We start from the raw sequence: 15,667 nt of genomic DNA, 5'->3' as shown, positions 1-15,667 counted from the left end.
CCACGCGTGCGGGTCCGCCGGGGGGGGGGGGGGGGTCGGGTGCCTTGGTTGGCTATTACATATCGGCCCGCCCCGGCCGCTCCCTGGGGGGCGCCACTACAGAGCTGGCTTTACCAGGAACGCCCCAGCCGAGCATGGCTCGGCTCTACAGAAAGCGGACGTCTGAACCGTTCACAGTTACATGTTGCATCGCGCCAAAAGCGCGCTATGCTGCAACGCAACAAGACCCGCCGGATTGCACCGATGTCCGCTCAGCCCAACGACTTCAGCAGCTATACCCAGCAGTTCGCTGCCGTGGCCAACCGCGCCAACCGGCTCGCGTTGGAAAATGCTGAAAGCGTGTTTGGCGTGCAGCTGCGCGCGTTCGAGCGCAACACCACGGCTGCGGCTGGCTTCTTCGGCGAACTGGCCCAGGCCGGCGCGCAGGCGGATCTGCAGGCGCTGCTGCCCAAGGGCATGCAGTTGGCACGCGAGAACATGGAACGGCTGGCCAATGCCAATCAGGAAGTGGTCGGGCTCAGCCTGAAAACCAGCGAGGCATTGGGCGCACTGGTGCGCCAGCCGTTCGCTGCCAAGCCCGCCAAAGCCGAGCGCGCCACCCGCTGATACCCAGACAACAGAATTTGCGCGGTCCCTCCCCCGCGCAATCCCAGACCCGGTAGCTCCCTCCCGCTGCCGGGTCTTTTTTTTGCCTGCGATCCAGCATTCCATTGCCGATGGCTGCGTTCAGGGGCAGCGGCTGGCAGAATCGACGACCACGCAGCGGCTAGACTCTCCTGATGTTCAACACCGACACCCTCACCGGCAGCAAGCCGGAACAGTACGCCCAGCTGCTGGCCCAGGCCCGCGCCCTGGTCCACGGCGAAGCCGACCGTATCGCCAATGCCGCCAATCTGTCGGCCCTGGTCTACCACGCGCTGCCGCAGCTCAACTGGGTGGGTTTCTACTTCTACGACGGTAAGGAATTGGTGGTTGGCCCGTTCCAGGGCTTGCCGGCCTGCGTGCGCATTCCGCTGTCCAAGGGCGTGTGTGGCGCCGCTGCCAGCAGCCGCCAGACCCAGCGCATCGAGGATGTGGATGCGTTCCCCGGCCATATCGCCTGCGACTCGGCCTCGCGCTCGGAACTGGTGGTGCCCTTGGTCCACAACGGCGCGTTGGTCGGCGTATTCGATATCGACAGCCCGGTGATCGCACGCTTCGACGCGGATGACCAGTTGGGCCTGGAAGCCATCGCCCAGGTATTTGTCGAGGCGCTGCAATGAGCACGCCCAAGCTGCGCAATATCGGCCCCAAGAGTGCAGCCTGGCTGCGTCAGGTTGGTTTGCGCAGCGAGCAGGATTTGAGTGCGATCGGCCCGGTAGCGGCGTTCATGAAGGTGCGCCGCGCCGGCTTCAAGCCCAGCCTCAACCTGCTGTATTCGTTGGAGGGCGCATTGGTCGGCTGCCATTGGCAGGAAATACCGGAGGCGCGACGCCAGCAACTGGTGGCGGAGTATGAAATCGCCGCTGGTGCACTGCCCACCACGCGTGCGGGACAGCAGGCCGGGCCGGTGCATGAAACGCATATGCAGGCTGATGCCGACGAAGAAGAGACCACTGAGATCCGCTTCGAGGATTGAAGCCCGCCCTGCTTTTGTGGGAACGGCGTGAGCCGTGAAGCTGACGGAACTGTCCGACGCAGCGTCTGCAAGGCCCCTGCCGAGCATGGCTCGGCACTACAGGTGGTCACCTTGTGGGAGCGGTGTCAGCCGCGAAGCTGACCATTCTTCAGATCGCACAGCGATGATCGCTGGTGGTTCCAGTTAAATGGCTCAGGTTGCAACTGTGGCTTCGCGGCTTACGCCGCTCCTGCAAACCCGCTGGCAAGCGGTGCGAGCATTACCAGGGCCAACAACAGCAAGGTCTCCACCACTTCCACGCTGGCACCCAGACCATCGCCGGAGATGCCACCCAGCTTGCGCTTCCACCACAGCGCAACCAGCGGCACCAGCAGCAGTGCCAGCAACAACGGCCAAGCGACAAACACGCTGATAGCAGCCAACAACGCCGCCCACAGCCACATCGCTGACGGTCGCAGCTGCCAGGAAAAACGCTCACCCAGACCATCGCCATGCAGCGACGGAATGCGCTGGCTCCACCACAAGGTGCCCCAGCGTGCCCACGCCGGCACCAGCACGATGCCGAACCACAACGGGCCCACCGCAAGTTCGGTCAGCAGCACGAACTTCAGCAGCAGCTGCATGATCAGCGTGACCACGCCGAACACGCCCATGTGCGGGTCCTTGAGCACCTCCAGGAAGCGCTGCGGGTTGCGATGCGCCGCACCTAAGGCATCGGCGACATCGCCAAGACCATCCAGATGCAGCGCGCCGGTCACCCATACCCACAGCAACAAGGTCAACGCGCCCGCCAGCCATGGACGGTCCGACAGGCCATACAGCGGCAGTGCCAGCAGTACACCGATGATGGCGCCTACCAAGGGGTAGTACACCGCCGACCTGCTCAGATCTTCTTGGCGGAAGTCGCGCACCTGTGGCGTCGGCAACCGGGTCAGGAACTGGATGGCAAGGATCAGGCGGCGTCCACTCATGGTTGTCGCAACTCCAGCAGTTCACCCCACAACTGGCCGTCTTCGCCGCGCTCAACACGCAGGCGTATACGCGTGCCGTAATCGATACGCATCGCCCACAGCGAGGACAGGCTCATCCCACAGACGCGCGACACCACCAGCCGCAATACACCGGCATGGCTGACCACCAACACCGGCTGGCCATCGCAATCGTCTTCGTCCACCAAACGATGCAGTTGTTCTTCCACACGCGCCTGGAACTGCTGCCAGGATTCGCCGTTGGGCGGCACCACATCGTGCGGTTCGCTGTAGAAACCAGCAAGCTGCTCGGCAGGAACCTCATCGAAATGCAGTCCGTCCCAATCGCCGAAGTCGAGCTCGGCCCAGTCCGGATGGATCTCGCAGAACTGGTTGCTGCCAGCCACCAATGCATGCGCGGTATCCAGCGCGCGCCGACGCGGCGACGTAATCACCCGGCTCCAGCCAATGCCTGCATGGCAGCGGTGCAAGGCGTCCATCGCGCCATCAATCAAGGGCGGATCGGTGCGTCCGTCCAGATGGCCGGCACGTCCAGTGGAGGCGTGCCGCATGAGATCGAGAATCATCGGCTACCACCGCGATCGGCAACGGCCGCTTCGGCGAATGTGGCCATGCGGTTGTGCAGGGCACAGGCCATGCGTACCAGCGGCAAGGCCAGCGCGGCACCGGAGCCTTCGCCCAGGCGCAGGTCCAGCGACAGCAGCGGCTGCGCCTGCAGGGTTTCCAGTAGGCGGATATGACCACGCTCGGCCGACTGGTGCGAGAACAGCAGCCACGGCCGCAGGCTCGGGTTGATGCGCACTGCCGCCAATGCCGCAGCAGAGACGATGAAGCCATCCACCAGCACCGGAATGCTGCGCTGCGCGGCGGCGATCATCGCCGCGCACAGCGCCGCGATTTCCAAGCCACCGACCCGCTGCAATGCCGCGCAGCCGGGGGATTCGGCGGTGCTGATCGCTTCGCCATGCAGGCTCAACGCGCGCGCGATCAGGTTCTTTTTCTGCACCATGCGCACCGCGTCCAGCCCAGTGCCAGCACCGACCAACTCATCAAGTGCCATCTCGCCAAGCGCAGCAGCCACAGCGCTGGCAGCGGTGGTGTTGCCGATGCCCATCTCGCCGAGCACCAGCAGATCCGCGCCGTCAGCACAGGCGGCTTCCACCGCGCTGCGACCCGCATCGAACGCAGCCTCCAGATCCGCGGCCGACATCGCCGGGCCGGTGCTGAAATCCGCCGTGCCATGCAGCGTCTTGGCGCTGACCACTCCGGCAATCGACGCAGTGGCGCGGCTGCCCACATCCCAGACATGCAGCGGCAAGCCAAGCTCGCGTGCGAGCACCGCAATGGCAGCGCCACCAGCGGCGAAGTTGTGCAGCATCTGCACCGTCACTTCCGCCGGGTAAGCCGATACGCCCTGCGCGGTAACGCCATGGTCGCCAGCAAACACGATCACCGGCACACGTTGCGCCGCTGGTTGATCCACGCCTTGCAGCGCCGCCAGTTCCACCGCCAGCGTCTCCAGGCGACCCAGAGCGCCTTCCGGCTTGGTCAACTGGCGCTGGCGGACCAGGGCGCGCTGCCGGTATTCCTGCGAAGGCTGGCCGCAGGCCTGCCCGTACCATGTTTCTGTCACGACACTTCCGATACTGCGTTTGCAGCGCGCATTCTAGCCATTCAGCAACAGCGCTGCGCAGGGCGCCGCCGCCGGCCAGCAGTCAAGCACAACAAGCGCACAAGCGTAACCCGGGTAAGCACAGCGCCCCGGGGAACGAGATTGCGACACCGGTGCAGGCCTGCAGCATCATGAGCTCCCCGGCTGCGCTGACGCTTACCCGGGCTACGTTGAGCCGCGCTTGCAGACACTGCGCTCTATCGGCCGTTGCCGCCCATTCCGGCAGCGCTGGCGGCAATGACTTAGAATGCGCGCACTTTCAGGTGACCGCCCGGCATTGCCGGTCGGTTGAAACGGGAAGCCGGTGCCGCGCATTGCTGGAACTCCAGCATGTCGCCATTCCGGCGCTGCCCCCGCAACGGTAAGCAGGACAAGACCAGGCATACCGCCACTGTGCTCGACACGGGAAGGCGCCTGGACGGAAGCGGCACACGCCGCCTCGCCTGCGAGTCCGGAGACCGGCCCGAAAGCCGACTGGTTGCGATGCGGAGGGCATGGCGGCGGCTGTAGCGCCGTGTGCGCCGCCTCCGTCTTCTCCCTCTTCTGGCAGCCTTCCCCATCCGCCTGCGCGGGAGCGTGCAGGCCCAGGAGCTTCCATGAAACTGTCTTACCACTCTCTTTCGCTCGCCCTTGCCCTCGCACTGCCGGGCGTTGCCGCCGCGCAGAACGCACCGACCGAGCTGGACGACGTCACCGTCACCGCTACCCGCACCCCGGTCTCCATCGAGAACAGCGTGGTGCCGGTGCAGGTCATCGACCGTGCGCAGATCGACCACAGCCAGGCCAACTCGCTGCAGGACCTGCTGCGCGGCCGCGCTGGCCTGGACTTCGCCAACCAGGGCGGCAACGGCAAGATCACCTCGCTGTTCCTGCGTGGCAGCAACTCCAACCAGGTGCTGGTGCTGGTCGACGGCGTGCGCGTTGCTTCCGCCACCAGCGGCATGGCCGCACTGCAGGACCTGCCGGTCGACCAGATCGAGCGCGTTGAGATCGTGCGTGGCCCGCGTTCGAGCCTGTACGGCTCCGAGGCCATCGGCGGCGTGATTCAGATCTTCACCCGCAACGCTGGCAAGGGCCTGCAGCAGAACCTGGCGATCACCGCCGGCAGCAACAACCTGCGTCAGGTCAGCGCCGGCTTCAGCAACCGCGGTGAGCGCGGCTGGATCTCGGCCCAGGGCGGCTACCAGGAAACCGATGGCATCAACGCCTGCCGCGGCACCGCCGCTGGCTGGGGCGCTGGCTGCTTCGCCGATGAGCCGGACCGCGATGGCTACCGCAACACCTCCATCAACGTGCGCGGTGGCTACGCCCTGACCGACACGCTGAGCCTGGAAGGCCACGTGCTCAACGCCGACAGCTTCAACGAATACGACGGCAGCATCTTCGGCGGCAACGAAGCCGACAACCGCCAGCAGGTCTTCGGCGCCAAGCTCGCCTGGGCTGCATCGGAGCGCTTCAACCTGACCGCACAGGTTGGCCGCAACCGCGACGAAGCCGACAACTACTTCGCTGATGCCAGCACCGGCACCCGCAGCTTCGCCAGCGCCTTCGATACCCGCCGCGATACCGCCAGCGTGCAGGGTGACTTCACCATCGCCGAAGGCCAGCAGATCACCGCCGGTGCCGATTGGCAGAACGACAAGGTCACCAGCTCCACTGCTTTCGACATCGACCAGCGCGACAACCTTGGCGTGTTTGCCGAGTACCAGGGCCAGTTCGGCGCGCACGCGCTGCAGGCCAGCGTGCGCAACGACGACAACGAGCAGTTCGGCAACCACACCACCGGCAGCCTGGGTTATGGCTTTGCCTTTGGTAACGGCTTCCGCCTGACCGCCAGCGCCGGCACCGGCTTCAAGGCACCGACCTTCAACGACCTGTACTACCCGGGCTTCAGCAACCCGAACCTGAAGCCGGAAGAATCCAAGAGCCTGAACCTCGGCATCGCGCAGTACGCCGACAACTGGAACTGGACCTTCAACGCCTACGAAACCCGCGTCGACCAGCTGATCGGCTATGACAGCAACTTCGACCTGGTCAACGTCGCCGAAGCCCGCATCCGCGGCGCCGAACTGACCGGCTACCTGTCGCTGGCCGGCTTCGACATCAACGCCCAGGCCAGCTTCACCGACCCGCGCGACCACACCTCCGGCGCTGCTACCTATGACAACCTGCTGGCGCGCCGCGCGCGCACCAGCGGCCGTCTGGACGTGGACAAGAGCTTCGGCCCGCTGCGTCTGGGCGTGACCGCTGCAGGCAGCGGCCACCGCTTCGACAACGCTGCCAACAGCGTGCGCCTGGCTGGCTACGGCACTGTTGACGTGCGTGTCGAGTACGCCATCAACGACGCATGGAGCCTGCAGGCCAAGGCCGCCAACGTGTTCGACCGCGAGTACGAAACCGTTGCCTGGTACAACCAGCCGGGCCGCGAGTACCAGCTGACCCTGCGTTACAACAGCAAGGCCAACTGAGTCAGCGAAGCCGCAGCGCTGCTGCGGTTTCCGTCAGCGTGAAAACAAGCAGGGCCGACGCTCATCCCGTCGGCCCTGTTATGTTTTCAACCAACGGGCGGCCTTACAGCTTCATGCGCACGCCGATGTTGAAGGTGCGGCCCAGCACGTCGTATACCGCTGCCTGATAGCCGGTCTGATTGAAACCGGCACCGCCGGCCTCCGCGCCCGGCACCCGTGGCGGCGCGCGATCAAACACATTGTTCATGCCACCGAACACACTGAACTTCGGCGTAAGCTGATAGCTGGCGTAGAAGTCGCTGTAGAAGGTATTGCCGGCCCACTCACGCTCGTAGCTTGCGGTAGATGTATTGCTGCCACGCATCTTCGATACGTGCCGCAGGGTCCAGTAGACGCTGAGCTTTGGATTCGACCAGCCGGTGCGCACCGTGCCCTTCCACTTCGGCGTGCCCCAGAGCGTGAGGTAATCCCATGCATCGTCCGGATTCTGCGGATCGGCGACGAACTTGCGTTCCAGCGTGCGGCCGTAGCTCAGATCAATCAGGATACGACCCGCATTGGAGCCCGCCACGCCACCAAGGTCATGGAACCAATTGGCGTTGATATCCACGCCGCGGGCGATGCTCTGCGAGAGGTTCAGCTGCTGCACCGCCACTTCTACGATGTCGCCTGCCGAGTCACGGGTGACCAGATCGCAGAAGGTGTTGTCCAGGCTGGCCTGGTCGACGCAGCGGTTGAGGATGGTCTGGTAGTCCAGCGTGGAGATCACCCCACGCAGGTCGATCTTGTAGTAGTCGGCGGACACCGTCAGGTTGGAAATGAAGCGCGGCCGCAACACCACGCCGAAGGTCGTGGTCTTGGCGGTTTCCGGTTTCAGGTTGACGTTGCCCGAGTAGACGATGTCCTTCCACTGCCAATAGTTGCCAACACTGGTATCGCTGGGACTGATCGTCGCGCAATTAGCCGCTGTGTAGCTGGTGGCACTGGTGCGGTTGGCCAGCGCATAGTCGTTGCAGGGATCGTAGATCCATGCCGACGACACCCTGCCCGCCGTGTAAAGTTCACCGATATTGGGCGCACGGATCGCCTTGCCGTAGGTGCCACGCAAGGTGATGTCTTCGATCGGCGCCCACTCCAGACCGAGCTTCGTCGTCGTGGTGCGGCCAGCGGTGCTGTAGTCCGAGACGCGCCCGGCCAGCTCCAGTGACAAGCGCTCTGCGCCGGTCACGCCCGACAGCAAGGGCAGGCTCAGCTCGCTGAAGATTTCCTTGACGCTGAACTCGCCGGTCAAGCTGCTTTGGGTGGTGCCAAGGCTGGGGTCATAGGCCGGGTTGGTCGGGTCGTACTGGGCGATGGTGCCAATCTCATTGCGTTCCTTGCGGTACTCCGCACCCACCACGATCTTGGCTTCACCACCGGGCAGGTCGAACAGGCCGCCGGAGGCATAGGCCGATGCAACTTTCTGGGTAAGCGTGGTGGTCGACCAGTCGGTGTCGTAGGTCAACCAGTCGACCATCTCCGAGGTCAGGCGCTTGAACGGATTGATCGCCACGCAGCCAGCAGGCCCATCCCAGCAGATCGGGTTGCCGGCACCATCCACATAGGAATTCAGGCCCGACAGCAAACGGTCATAGGAGCCTGCGTTGAGTTCGCGGGTGCGCTGGCGGCTGCGTCCGTAAGAGTAATAAGCCTCGTAGTTCCAGCTGCGGCCGAAGAAGTCGAAATAGCCTTCCGCGCCGACGGTCGCCTGCAACAACTTGCGGTCGGTCTGCTGGCGCATATGCCCCAGCTCTTCATCGAAGTGGCGGCCGAACGCGATGCCATTGGTGAACGCACCACCGTTGGCGGTGATCATTTCCTGGGTGATGAAGGGGCTGTAATACGGCACCACTTCACTGCCGCCGGAACCATAGGTGCTGAGCGAGCGCCAGGAGGCTTCAGACTGGCTCTGCGAATAGTTGACCGTGCCAACCAGGCGCAGCGCATCGTTGACGTCGAAATCCAGCGTCGAGCGCACGGTCTGGCGATCCGATGGCGTCACCAGGTACCAGGAATCGTAGCGGCCACCAAACTCGCCGCCATCGGTGGTGCCCTGCTGCAGCACGTTGAAGCCGGTGCTGAGGTTGGTCAGCCCGCCCGGGCCGAGTTGCGAGTGACGCAGCGAGCCGTCCGGATTGAAGGTGTACAGACAGCTGGCGGCATTGGCCACCGTGCAGTTGCCCAGCGACACGGTCGCATTGGGCGAGTTGTAAACGTTGCGGCTGTTGTCCAGGATCACGTACGGATCGGTGCTCTTGGCGCGTGCGTAATACGGGTAGCCGTTGGCGGTCCAGGGACGGTCCTGGCCGCGCACGGTGCCGGAGTTCTCTTCCCAGAAGCCGTGCAGGGTGAAGTTGCCGCGGTTGTCAGCGAAGTTCTTGCCGAACAGAACGTCACCGGTATAGGTCGGCATGTCGCCACGCGAGGAATCACCGTAGCGAACGCTGGCTTCCAAGCCTTCGTAGTCGCGCTTGAGGACGAAGTTGACCACACCGTTGACCGCATCGGCGCCATACAGCGCGGAGGCGCCACCGGTAACCACATCAACGCGCTCGATCATGCTTGCAGGCAGTGCACTGACATCCACACCGGCGGTGCCGGGGATCGATGCAACTTGCCGGCGCCCATCCACCAGCGTCAGCGTTCGCTGTACGCCCATGCCGCGCAGATCCAGTGCACTGACACCGACGTCGCCGGTCTGGTTGGCGGTCTGGCTGGTCTGGGTTGCCGCAAAGCTGGGCAGCTGGTTCACCAGATCGGCGATCTGGGTGTAGCCGGAAGCCTGGATTCTCTCCGCGTTGATTGCCGTCACCGGCGCCGGGCCTTCGAAGCCCGGCTCACGGCGGATGCGCGAGCCGGTAACGATCACGGTATCGAGATTCTTCGCTTCGGTGCCAGCAGGTTGTTCCTTCGCAGCCTCCCCGGCAGCATCCTGCGCCCAGGCCGAGCCTATGGAAGTAGCACACAGCGCCATAGCAACAGCGACTGCCAGTTGGCCACGCCGGCGACACGGCAAGCGCTTGGCGGGATCGTTCGTTTTCATTTACTTCCCCTCGAATATGAAATGTCCAACGAAAATTCAGCAATCAACAACATCTGCTTCTGACCACCCGCCCAGCGCCTCGCCTTGATTGACGTGCGGCTTCAGCTACAGCTGCAGGTCTACGACGCGCACCGCCGCTGAGCGGCTTTGCGAAGACTTCGACCATTTCCCGCGCACACACCAACCGACCTCGGCGCGGGCAAACGCGAAGGTCGACAGCAGATGGAGCAGTCACGATCCTGACGGCCACGAACGAGACCGGACCGAAGGCAAAAAATCCACACACAAACCCGAACCGCGCCCGGCATCGCGTACGCCGGTTCTGGCAGAAACGCACTACCTTGGCATAACCGGCCCAGGCTTTCAGATCCGCCTAATACCAGCCCCCTGACAGGTATCGACGCGCGCCTTCCCGCTGATCAACCGGGAGGACGAAAAAAAGCCACACAACCCGTAACAAGTGCAACCATTTGATTTGTATACGTACGTAAGAACGAAAGAAGTTCATGACCGTACATTTCGGGTTCAATACTCCACTGGTCGCAGTGCTGTGCGCTAGGTGTATCTTTACTTGCACAATGCGGATTTCAGCATACTAATTCCGCTTGAGAGACGGCCGCCGCAATGGCAGGGTGTGCGCTCTGCAACGGAGAGCAACGCCATGGCTGTCACCCTGTCACCGCAGGTGTTGGTGCGCATGTTCGATCCACTTCCCGACGTGGTGTTCTTCATCAAGGACACCGAATGTCGGTACACACACGTCAACCAGACCTTGATGCAACGGCTGGCGAAAAAGAGCCGCGAGGAGATCGTCGGCAGGAGTGTGTTGCAGCTCTACCCTGCACACCTAGCCGCGCGCTACATCCAGCAGGATCGTCGCGTGCTGACCGGCGAAGTGATCGAAGACATGCTTGAGCTGCAGCTCTATGCAAACCGCAGCCCGGGCTGGTGCCTCACCCTCAAGCAGCCGCTGGTTGAGGACAACCGTATCGTCGGCTTGATCGGCATCTCGCGTGATCTCGGCCAACCGGATCGCGAGGACTCGTCCTTCCAGCGCCTGCATGCTGCAGTGGAATACATGCAGGCACATTTCCATGAACCGCTGCGCGTGCGCACGCTGGCCGGCAAGAGTGGTGTCTCTGTGGCGCAGCTGGAGCGATTGTTCAAGAAGGTATTCCAGCTGACACCGCAGCAGCTGCTGACCAAGTTCCGCATCGAAGCCGCCACCCGCATGCTGTTCACCGACACCAGCATCGCCAGCGTCGGTCAGGCCTGCGGATTCTCCGACCAGAGCGCATTCGCGCGGCAGTTCAAGCACACCGTGGGCATGACGCCGCGCGACTATCGGGCGCTGGCGGCAGCACCAAAGTAGCTGCCAAGCCAACGCGCGAGTCACCCATGCGAAAGCTACTGATCCGCGCACGCGCTGGCAGACATTCAATCGTCGCAGGCAACCACCAGCGGCACACCGCGCGTGGGATGCTCGATTACCTGCACCGGCTGGCCGTAGACCTTGCCGATGGTGTCGCGGGTCAGTACCTCACGCGGTGAGCCATCGGCGGCAATGCGCCCATCGCATAGCATCACGATGCGATCGGCATAGGCTGATGCCAGGTTGAGGTCATGCAAAACCACCACCACGCAACGGCCCTGCGCTGCGAGTTCGCGAGCGCTGCGCAAGCTGCGCTCCTGATGACGAAGATCGAGTGCGGCGGTTGGCTCATCCAGCAGCAGTACCGGCGTCTGTTGTGTCAAGGCACGCGCAAGCGAGGTGCGTGCAGCCTCGCCACCGGACAACGTCTGCACATCGCGACCGGCGAGGCTGGCAACATCCACCTCAAGTAACGCAGCTTCTACGATCTCCGCATCCTGCCGTGGTTGCGGCGGATGCGGCAGGCGCCCCATCGCGACCACTTCGCGCACGCTGAAGGCAAAGTGCACGGCATGATCCTGCGCCATCACCGCCCGCTGCAGGGCAAGCTCTCGCACCGGCCAGTCGGCTAGTGCACGACCTTGCAGCAATGCTTGCCCGGCATCCGGCTCGGCGTCACCGGCAAGCAAGGCCAGCAAGGTCGACTTGCCTGCACCATTGGGGCCAACCAAGGCAGTCAGCGTGCCGGCCTGCAGAGAAAGATCAACATCCGCCAATACTTGGCGGCTGCCACGCAGCACGCTGACCTTGCGCAGCTCCAGCAAGGGCGTGCTCATGCCCTTCCCCCACGCTTGCGCAGCACCAGCCACAGGAAGAACGGCGCGCCCAGCGCCGCGGAGAACAAGCCGAGCGGGATTTCCGACGGCGGATCCAACGTGCGCGCGGCGGTATCGGCCACCACGATCAACAACGCGCCGACCACACCCGACAAGGGCAACAGCCAGCGGTGTCCTGGGCCGACCAGCATCCGCACCAGGTGCGGCACCACCAGGCCGACGAAACTGACGCTACCGGCAAACGCTACCGCTGCACCAACCAGCAACGCACTGAAAGCGACCAGCAACAGCCGCGTGCGTGCGACATCCAGGCCGATGTGGCGTGCCTGGCGCTCACCGAGCGCGAGCATGTCCAAGGGCGTGGCCAGCCGCAGCAGGGCCAGCAGGCCGATCACGAATACCGGCGTGACCGCCGCCACGTCGCTCCAGCTGGCCTGCGCCAACGAGCCCATCTGCCAGAACACCAGCGACTGCAGCTCGCTCTCGCTGGCGATGTAGGTCAGGAAGCCGACCGCCGCCGAGCAACCCGCACCAATCGCGATACCGACCAGCAGCAAGGTCGCGGTGCCTTCACCGCGCCCCGGCCGCGCCAGCAGATAGATCAAGGTCGTCGCACCGGCACCGCCAATGAAAGCCGCCAGTGGAATCAGCCACACAGCGAATGCACCCGCACCGAGCACGATGGCCGCCACCGCACCCAGCGCCGCGCCCTGGCTGACGCCGACGATACCGGGATCCGCCAGCGGGTTGCCAAACAGGCCTTGCAGCGCAACGCCGGCCATCGCCAGCGACGCACCAACCAACGCGCCCAGCAGCGCGCGTGGAATGCGCAGCTGCCAGACCACGCCCATGTCGCGGGCACTGATCGATTGCGGATCCGCCAAACCGAACTGCGCCGCCATCGCCCGCAGCACGTCGGCCGCAGGCAGCTTCAGCGGACCGGTACCGAATGACAACAACACCGCACCCAGCAACACCGCCAGCAGCAGACATAGCAGCAGCGCGCCGTTCGGCCGCCGGACCTGCGCCGACATCATCCGCGCGACAACTCCGCCAGCGCCTGCGCCAAGGCCAGTGCGCCTGCACCAGAACCCACGCTGGTGGATTTGAGTTCGACATCAGGCATCACCCAGACACGGTTGGCGGCGCCAGCGGGCGTGTGCTTCAAGGTTGGATAGGCCTTCCACAGGCCGGCTTCACCGCCGAACAGGCGCAGGTCGTTCTCCGTTACCAGGATCACCTCCGGCGCTGCCGCGACAACGCCCTCGTTGCTCAGCTGGGAGTAATTGGCCACGCCCGCTTCTTCGCCGATGTTGATGCCACCGGCGATGGTGATCAGCTGGTTGGCAGCGCTGTCAGCGCCGGCCACGGTCGGCAGGCCACCGGCGCCGCTGGCCGACAACGCGATCACCCGCGGGCGCTTCGCATTGTCCTTGGCAATGGCTGCGGCCTGATCGAGCTGTGCCTGCACCTTGCCAGCCAACTCCTCACCCTGTGCAGACAGACCAAGCGCAGCAGCCACCTTGCGCACCTTGTCCGCCGGCGGCTGCAGGTCGTCGATCACCACCGCGGCATGGCCGGTGGCGCGCAGGCGCTCGGCCAGCACCGCATGGCGGCGCAGGCTGTTGCCGAGAAACAGGGTTCCGTCCAGGCTCAGCACGCCTTCCACACCGGTGGTCCGGTTGAACAGGAAGTGCTTGGCTGCCGCCTTGCCAGCAGCCGTCGCCGAACGATCCGGCGCGGCATAGACCTTGTCGGCCAGGCCCAAGGCTTCGATCACCGCGATCACATCATCGCCGCCGGCGACGATACGACTGATATCGGTCACTTCAACCTCCACGCCATCGTCCGAGCGCAGCTTGGCCGGCAGCTGCGGCGTCGCTGCAATCACCTGCGGCACGTCCTGCCCGGCCACGCGCTTCCAGCCAGCCGGCAATACGCTCGCATCAGCAGCAGGGGCTTCGGCTGCGGCCTGCGGTGGTGCGGGGCTGCGGTCACAACCGGTAATCAGCACGGCCAGCAGCAGGCCCAGGCCAGTCGGAACAAGGGTGGTGGCTTTCATCAATACGTCCTCGGTTACCAGATTGGCCGACGCATCGGAGCTGCGCGCCAGCCAGATTTTGATGGCAGTGCGGGAGATGCCGTTGCCGGCATCTCCCGCACGTTTATTGCCTTGCCGCGCACAGGGCGCGGCGGATCACTCAGCGCTGCACAGGCAGCAGGCGGGTGATGCGATCGCCCTTGGCGTCATCGGCGCCCTTGGACTTGTTGATCGCGAACATCACCGCATCCGGACCCTTGCTGACGTGGTTCGGGTAGGTGCCGCCGTCGAGGTTGGCAACGATCTTGCCGCCTTCATCGACCACCGTGACGGTGCCGGCAGCGCGGTTGCTGACATAGGCCAAGCGCGTGCTCGGGCTGTAGGACACGTTCAAGGAACCGGCGCCAACGTAGACATCGTGCTCGACCTTGGCCGTGGCCGGGTCGACGATCAGCAGGTTGTCGCTGCCCTGCGATACCACCAGCAGGCGCTTGGCCACCGGGTTCCATGCAACGCCGATCGCATCACGCGCGCCGGCCAGCGGGAATACCTTCTCCACCTTGCCGCTGGCGCCGTCGATGATCGCCGCTTCCGCAGCGGCCAGGCTGACGGTATAGACCTTGCCGGTAGCCGTATCGATGTCCAGGCTGCCCGGGGTGAAGGTCTCGCCGCGCTTGCCGGAGGCGATGGTGATGTTGTCCAGCTGCTGCAGCGTGCGGGTGTCGAACACGCTGATGAAGTCAGCACCGGTGGCCGAGACATAGGCGCGGTTGCGCTGTGCGTCGACTACCACGTCGCGCGCATGCGACACCGCACCGACCGGGTACTGCTTGACCAGCGACAGGTCGGACTGGCGGTAGACCGCCACCGTGTCCTGGCGGGTGTTGGTCACCCACACATTGCCGTTGGCGTCATCCACGCCCACGCCGTACACGGCAAACAGGTTGCCGTCATTGCCTGGTGCCGCCTGCGGCGATACGCGGGCGATGATCTGCAGCGATTCCGGATCCACCTTGAGCAGCTCGGACTGCTTCACCGGCGGGCGGCCGACCGCGCTGGTCACGAACGCGGCCTTGCTGGCCGGGCTGTAGGCGACCTGATACAAACCCTGCACCAGGCGGTTGCTGGCGGCCTGGATGCGCTCCTGGCCGGACAAGGGCACCTCGCGCGAGACCTTCAGCGAGAACACCGCTGCCGCGTCCGGCGCAGCCGCACGCACCACGATCGGCTGCGGGCCGGCGACGGCATCGGCCGGGATGGCCAGCGTGCCGCTGAACTTGCCTTCGCCATTGGCGACATAAGGCTGTGCATTGAGCACGGTCTCACCGCGCAGCAAGGTCACCTTCTGGCCCGGGGTGAAGCCATTGCCCTCAATACCGGTTTCGCTGCCCGGCAATACCACCGGTGCGGTAGCGCGCACGCTGCCGTTGAAGGCGGTATCCGGCTGTGCGAACACCTGGGCGCCGGCAACGCCGGTGGCCAGCAACAACGCCAGGCCGAGCAGGTGCGGACGCGCGGCGCGGGCAGTGGTGGAAGCAGTAGTGGAACGAACGTTTGCCATCGGGCATTACCTCTTGGGTGCTGCGCGA

At 64.5% G+C, this 15,667-nt stretch carries 13 protein-coding genes and 1 riboswitch; of the genes, 5 read left to right on the top strand and 8 right to left on the bottom strand.

Translation table 11 applies throughout. The features are described from left to right. Window positions 1-243: 243 nt before the first annotated feature. The 3 genes from ACVOLS_RS16980 to ACVOLS_RS16970 all read left to right on the top strand — a co-directional run bounded on the left by ACVOLS_RS16980 (window position 244) and on the right by ACVOLS_RS16970 (window position 1,618). A complete protein-coding gene (locus ACVOLS_RS16980; protein ID WP_481546603.1) occupies window positions 244-606 on the top strand; it encodes a phasin family protein in 363 nt (120 codons plus the stop codon). A 173-nt stretch (window positions 607-779) separates the two neighbouring features. Next, window positions 780-1,262: a GAF domain-containing protein gene (locus tag ACVOLS_RS16975; RefSeq protein ID WP_481527323.1), complete on the top strand. Its 483-nt coding sequence runs from the start codon at window positions 780-782 to the stop codon at window positions 1,260-1,262. Continuing rightward, window positions 1,259-1,618, top strand: coding sequence for a TfoX/Sxy family protein (locus ACVOLS_RS16970; protein WP_481546602.1), 360 nt, complete (start codon window positions 1,259-1,261; stop codon window positions 1,616-1,618). The genes ACVOLS_RS16975 and ACVOLS_RS16970 overlap by 4 nt, the downstream gene beginning before the upstream one ends. Window positions 1,619-1,836: 218 nt before the next feature. Here the strand turns inward: ACVOLS_RS16970 and cobS are convergent, their stop codons facing one another. From cobS to cobT, 3 genes are read right to left on the bottom strand one after another with little or no spacing between them, the layout of a single operon-like run. Then, window positions 1,837-2,589: an adenosylcobinamide-GDP ribazoletransferase gene (gene cobS / locus ACVOLS_RS16965; RefSeq protein WP_481546601.1), complete on the bottom strand. Its 753-nt coding sequence runs from the start codon at window positions 2,587-2,589 to the stop codon at window positions 1,837-1,839. After that, window positions 2,586-3,173, bottom strand: a complete 588-nt coding sequence (locus ACVOLS_RS16960) for a histidine phosphatase family protein (protein WP_481546600.1) — start codon at window positions 3,171-3,173, stop codon at window positions 2,586-2,588. The genes cobS and ACVOLS_RS16960 overlap by 4 nt, the downstream gene beginning before the upstream one ends. Beyond that, complete coding sequence (gene cobT, locus ACVOLS_RS16955; protein ID WP_481546599.1) at window positions 3,170-4,240, bottom strand: nicotinate-nucleotide--dimethylbenzimidazole phosphoribosyltransferase; 1,071 nt, start codon at window positions 4,238-4,240, stop codon at window positions 3,170-3,172. The genes ACVOLS_RS16960 and cobT overlap by 4 nt, the downstream gene beginning before the upstream one ends. 283 nt (window positions 4,241-4,523) lie before the next feature. Further along, window positions 4,524-4,760, top strand: a riboswitch (cobalamin riboswitch). 115 nt (window positions 4,761-4,875) lie between these two features. Here cobT and btuB point away from each other — a divergent pair. Beyond that, the gene (btuB, locus tag ACVOLS_RS16950) at window positions 4,876-6,747 is read left to right on the top strand and encodes a TonB-dependent vitamin B12 receptor (RefSeq protein ID WP_481546598.1); all 1,872 of its coding nucleotides are present in this window, start codon (window positions 4,876-4,878) and stop codon (window positions 6,745-6,747) included. 103 nt (window positions 6,748-6,850) lie between these two features. Here btuB and ACVOLS_RS16945 read toward each other — a convergent pair whose 3' ends face one another. Beyond that, entirely contained in the window at window positions 6,851-9,829 is a 2,979-nt protein-coding gene (locus ACVOLS_RS16945; protein WP_481546597.1) for a TonB-dependent receptor domain-containing protein, read from the bottom strand. 661 nt (window positions 9,830-10,490) lie between these two features. Here ACVOLS_RS16945 and ACVOLS_RS16940 point away from each other — a divergent pair. Continuing rightward, window positions 10,491-11,201, top strand: coding sequence for an AraC family transcriptional regulator (locus ACVOLS_RS16940; protein WP_481546596.1), 711 nt, complete (start codon window positions 10,491-10,493; stop codon window positions 11,199-11,201). Between the two features lie 65 nt (window positions 11,202-11,266). Here the strand turns inward: ACVOLS_RS16940 and ACVOLS_RS16935 are convergent, their stop codons facing one another. The 4 genes from ACVOLS_RS16935 to ACVOLS_RS16920 all read right to left on the bottom strand — a co-directional run bounded on the left by ACVOLS_RS16935 (window position 11,267) and on the right by ACVOLS_RS16920 (window position 15,639). Continuing rightward, complete coding sequence (locus ACVOLS_RS16935; protein ID WP_481546595.1) at window positions 11,267-12,037, bottom strand: heme ABC transporter ATP-binding protein; 771 nt, start codon at window positions 12,035-12,037, stop codon at window positions 11,267-11,269. Next, window positions 12,034-13,074: a FecCD family ABC transporter permease gene (locus ACVOLS_RS16930; protein WP_481546594.1), complete on the bottom strand. Its 1,041-nt coding sequence runs from the start codon at window positions 13,072-13,074 to the stop codon at window positions 12,034-12,036. Before ACVOLS_RS16930 ends, ACVOLS_RS16935 begins: the two co-directional genes overlap by 4 nt. Then, on the bottom strand, window positions 13,071-14,099 hold the full coding sequence (locus tag ACVOLS_RS16925) for a heme/hemin ABC transporter substrate-binding protein (protein WP_481546593.1): 1,029 nt from the start codon (window positions 14,097-14,099) through the stop codon (window positions 13,071-13,073). Before ACVOLS_RS16925 ends, ACVOLS_RS16930 begins: the two co-directional genes overlap by 4 nt. A 139-nt stretch (window positions 14,100-14,238) precedes the next feature. Further along, a complete protein-coding gene (locus ACVOLS_RS16920) occupies window positions 14,239-15,639 on the bottom strand; it encodes a YncE family protein (protein ID WP_481546592.1) in 1,401 nt (466 codons plus the stop codon). Window positions 15,640-15,667: the final 28 nt, after the last annotated feature.

Source organism: Stenotrophomonas sp. STEN038, from assembly GCF_056759895.1.
The sequence above is the reverse complement of the archived record's forward strand: the minus strand, read 5'-3'. Positions and strand labels throughout refer to the sequence as shown.

Bases quoted from the DNA above. Each gene is read 5' to 3' on its own strand.
- cobS (WP_481546601.1), bottom strand. From the start codon at position 2,589: ATGAGTGGACGCCGCCTGATCCTTGCCATCCAGTTCCTGACCCGGTTG.
- ACVOLS_RS16940 (WP_481546596.1), top strand. From the start codon at position 10,491: ATGGCTGTCACCCTGTCACCGCAGGTGTTGGTGCGCATGTTCGATCCA.
- btuB (WP_481546598.1), top strand. From the start codon at position 4,876: ATGAAACTGTCTTACCACTCTCTTTCGCTCGCCCTTGCCCTCGCACTG.
- ACVOLS_RS16980 (WP_481546603.1), top strand. From the start codon at position 244: ATGTCCGCTCAGCCCAACGACTTCAGCAGCTATACCCAGCAGTTCGCT.
- ACVOLS_RS16920 (WP_481546592.1), bottom strand. From the start codon at position 15,639: ATGGCAAACGTTCGTTCCACTACTGCTTCCACCACTGCCCGCGCCGCG.
- ACVOLS_RS16945 (WP_481546597.1), bottom strand. From the start codon at position 9,829: ATGAAAACGAACGATCCCGCCAAGCGCTTGCCGTGTCGCCGGCGTGGC.
- ACVOLS_RS16970 (WP_481546602.1), top strand. From the start codon at position 1,259: ATGAGCACGCCCAAGCTGCGCAATATCGGCCCCAAGAGTGCAGCCTGG.
- ACVOLS_RS16975 (WP_481527323.1), top strand. From the start codon at position 780: ATGTTCAACACCGACACCCTCACCGGCAGCAAGCCGGAACAGTACGCC.
- ACVOLS_RS16960 (WP_481546600.1), bottom strand. From the start codon at position 3,173: ATGATTCTCGATCTCATGCGGCACGCCTCCACTGGACGTGCCGGCCAT.
- ACVOLS_RS16935 (WP_481546595.1), bottom strand. From the start codon at position 12,037: ATGAGCACGCCCTTGCTGGAGCTGCGCAAGGTCAGCGTGCTGCGTGGC.
- ACVOLS_RS16925 (WP_481546593.1), bottom strand. From the start codon at position 14,099: ATGAAAGCCACCACCCTTGTTCCGACTGGCCTGGGCCTGCTGCTGGCC.
- ACVOLS_RS16930 (WP_481546594.1), bottom strand. From the start codon at position 13,074: ATGATGTCGGCGCAGGTCCGGCGGCCGAACGGCGCGCTGCTGCTATGT.